At 75.4% G+C, this 3,145-nt stretch carries 2 protein-coding genes and 1 pseudogene; all 3 read left to right on the top strand.

The features are described from left to right. Window positions 1-125: pseudogene (locus C1I97_RS42075) on the top strand (SDR family NAD-dependent epimerase/dehydratase); the annotation flags it as partial. Between the two features lie 2 nt (window positions 126-127). Then, a complete protein-coding gene (locus C1I97_RS34005) occupies window positions 128-1,726 on the top strand; it encodes an N-acetylglutaminylglutamine amidotransferase (RefSeq protein WP_111006854.1) in 1,599 nt (532 codons plus the stop codon). Continuing rightward, window positions 1,699-3,145, top strand: a 1,447-nt coding sequence (locus C1I97_RS34010) for a TolB family protein (protein ID WP_441349186.1), incomplete at its 3' end; no start/stop codon positions are given. The genes C1I97_RS34005 and C1I97_RS34010, both read left to right, overlap by 28 nt.

Consider the following 3,145-nt stretch of genomic DNA (forward strand, 5'->3'; position numbering starts at 1 on the left):
TGGAGCGCGCCCGCGCAGACGGCGCCCGCTTCCTGCTGGCCTCCACCTCCGAGGTCTACGGCGACCCGCTCGAGCACCCGCAGCACGAGGGCTACTGGGGCAACGTCAACCCGGTCGGCCCGCGCAGATGGCCGATCCGCGGGCGCGTCTCGTGGGCGTGTTCAACGGGTGCGTCTACAACTACCGGGAACTGCGTGCCGGGCTGGCCGCCCGCGGACACCGGTTCTTCTCGGACTCCGACACCGAGGTGGTGCTGAAGGCGTACCAGGAGTGGGGCGCCTCCTGCGTGGAGCGCTTCCACGGCATGTTCGCCTTCGTGATCGTCGAGCAGGACAGCGGGCGGGTGGTCCTGGCCCGCGACCGGCTGGGCATCAAGCCCCTGTACGTCGCCGAGCCCTCCGGGCGGCTGAGGTTCGCCTCCTCGCTGCCCGCGCTGCTGGCGGGCGGCGGCGTGGACACCTCGATCGACCCCGTGGCGCTGCACCAGTACCTCAGCTGGCACGCCACCGTACCGGCGCCCCGCACCGTACTGAGCGGCGTACGCAAACTGCCGCCGGCCACGGTCCGGGTGGTCGGGCCGGACGGCTCCGCCGAGGACCGCTGCTACTGGCAGCCGCTCTACACCCGCCGCCCGGAGCACGCCGGGCTGACCGCCGAGGACTGGACGGACGCGGTCCTGCAGGCCCTGCGCACCGCCGTGCGCCGTCGGATGGTCGCCGACGTGCCGGTGGGCGTGCTGCTATCGGGCGGCCTGGACTCCAGCCTCATCGTGGCGCTGCTGGCCGACGAGGGGCAGGAGGACCTGGCCACCTTCAGCGTCGGCTTCGAGTCCGAGGGGAACGAGGAGGGCGACGAGTTCCACTACTCCGACCTGGTGGCGCGGCACTTCCGCACCGCCCACCACCAGCTGATGGTCCCCTCCGACCGGGTCTCGCAGGCTCTCGACGGGGCCGTGCGGGCCATGAGCGAGCCCATGATCAGCCATGACGTGGTGGCCTTCCACCTGCTGTCCGAGCACGTGGCCAAGGAGGTCAAGGTCGTGCAGAGCGGCCAGGGCGCCGACGAGGTCTTCGCCGGCTACCACTGGTATCCGGCGATGGCACGGGTGCCACGCCGGCGGGCGGCCGAGGCGTACACCGAGTCCTACTTCGACCGGCCGCACGCCGACCTCGCGCGCATGCTGGAGCCCACCGTGCTGCCCGCGCGTGACGTCTCCGGCGACTACGTGCGCGCGCACATGGCCGCACCGGGCGCCGAGACCGCGCTCGACGCGGATCTGCGGCTGGACACGCACGTGATGATGGTCGACGACCCGGTCAAGCGGGTCGACAACATGACGATGGACTGGGGCCTGGAGGCCCGGGTGCCGTTCCTCGACCACGAGCTGGTCGAGCTGGCCGCCGCCTGCCCGCCCGGACTCAAGCTCGCGGACGGCGGCAAGGGCGTACTGAAGGCCGCGGGCCGCAGGGTCCTGCCGCGGGAGGTCGTCGACCGGCCCAAGGGCTACTTCCCCGTCCCGGCGATCAAGCACATGGCCGGACCGGTGCTGCAACGCGTCCGCGAGGCCCTCTCCGCCCCCGAGGCGAGAACCCGCGGCATCTTCCGCCGGAGCTGTGTCGACGAACTCCTCGCCGCTCCCGACACCCACCGCACCAGGCGCGGGGCCAACGCGCTGTGGCAGGTTGCTTTGCTGGAGATATGGCTGCAGACCCACGAAATCAGGTGACCGAGGCCCTTCTGCCGCCGCCCCCGGACGGGGCCGGTTCACAGGACCGGGCCGCGGCGGACGGGGCGGGGACGGTCCGGGCGGAGGGTGCGGACCCTTTTGTGCGCGCGGTCGCCGCCGAGATGCCCGGTGGGACGGCGCCCGTCGGGGCGCGGCCCGCGCCCGAGCCCGTGCTCCTGCCGGACGCGGCCGTCCCCGTGGACGCGGTGCCGCGGTCGCTGGTTGCGCACGGGTGCTGGTACCCGTCGGTGGATCCCGGCGGGCGGCACGTCGCCTTCGTGTGCGACCGGGCCGGTGTGCCCCAGCTGTGGGCGGGGCCGGTCGACGGTGACGACGTGCACCTGCTGGACGCCGAGCCGCATCCGGTCACCGAGGTGGCCTGGTCGCCCGACGGGCGGTGGATCGCGTACACCACCGCGCCGGGCGGCGGTGAGCACACGCGCGTGCTGTGCGTGCGCCCCGACGGCACGGGACGACGGGTCCTGGCGGGCGGTGAGCCGGGCAGCTCCGCGCACCTGGGCTGCTGGACGCACGACGGCTCGGCGCTCGCGGTGACGGTCGCCGACGCCCCCGCCCACCTTCCGCCGGCCGCTGCGGAGGCCGGTGGCCCGGGCACGGAAGCCGTCTCGCCCGCCTCGCTTCCCGAGGGCTGGGCCGCACGCGACGGCCGTGCGACCCTGCTGACCGCGCCGTCGCGCCCGTCGGCCGCCGCTCCCGGGGCCGGGGGGTCACCCGCCCTTGCCGAGCCCGCGCCCAAGACCCTGTCGGCGTATCTCGTCGACCCCGACGGCTCGGCCGCCCCCGCCCTGCTGGCGAGTGAAAGCGGCGCGGCCTCCTTGCGGGTGTGCGACGTGAGCCGGGACGGGCGGCTGGCGCTGCTGCGCCGGGGGCCGCGCGGCCGGCGTGAGGCGCTCGTCGTCCGTGTGCACGACCTGCGGGTGACCTGCGGGGTGCCGGTCGCCGACGGCGACCCCTGGATCGGCGCGTTCGCGCCGGACGCCCGTACGCTGTGGCTGCGCAGCGACCACGCCCGGGAACACGCCGCCCTGTACGCGGTCGCCCTCGACCGGCGAGGGCACCGGCTGGGCCTGGCGGTGGCCGCCGAACGCGACGGCAGCGGCCTGGACCTGCTGGCCCTGGACCGCGACGGCCGCGGCGCCGTGCTGTCCTGGAACGTACGCGGCGTCAGCGAACTGGAGGTCGCCGCGCTGGCCGCGGCCGGTACCGCCGGGCCGCCCCGCGCCGTGCCGCTCCCCCACGAGGTCGTCACCCGGGTGGCCGTCACCGCCGACCCGGACGCGCCCGTCGTGGCGCTGTCCGGATCGCTGCGCCGGCCCGGCGTGTGGTGGCTGCCCCAGGGCGCCGCCCTGCGCACCCCCTGGTCCTCGCGCGACGAGGACGTCGCCCCCGGGGCCCACC

Origin of the sequence: Streptomyces sp. NTH33, assembly GCF_003236365.1 — a bacterium.
In the GTDB taxonomy this organism is placed as follows: Bacteria; Actinomycetota; Actinomycetes; order Streptomycetales; family Streptomycetaceae; genus Streptomyces.

Bases quoted from the DNA above. Each gene is read 5' to 3' on its own strand.
- C1I97_RS34005 (WP_111006854.1), top strand. From the start codon at position 128: ATGGCCGATCCGCGGGCGCGTCTCGTGGGCGTGTTCAACGGGTGCGTC.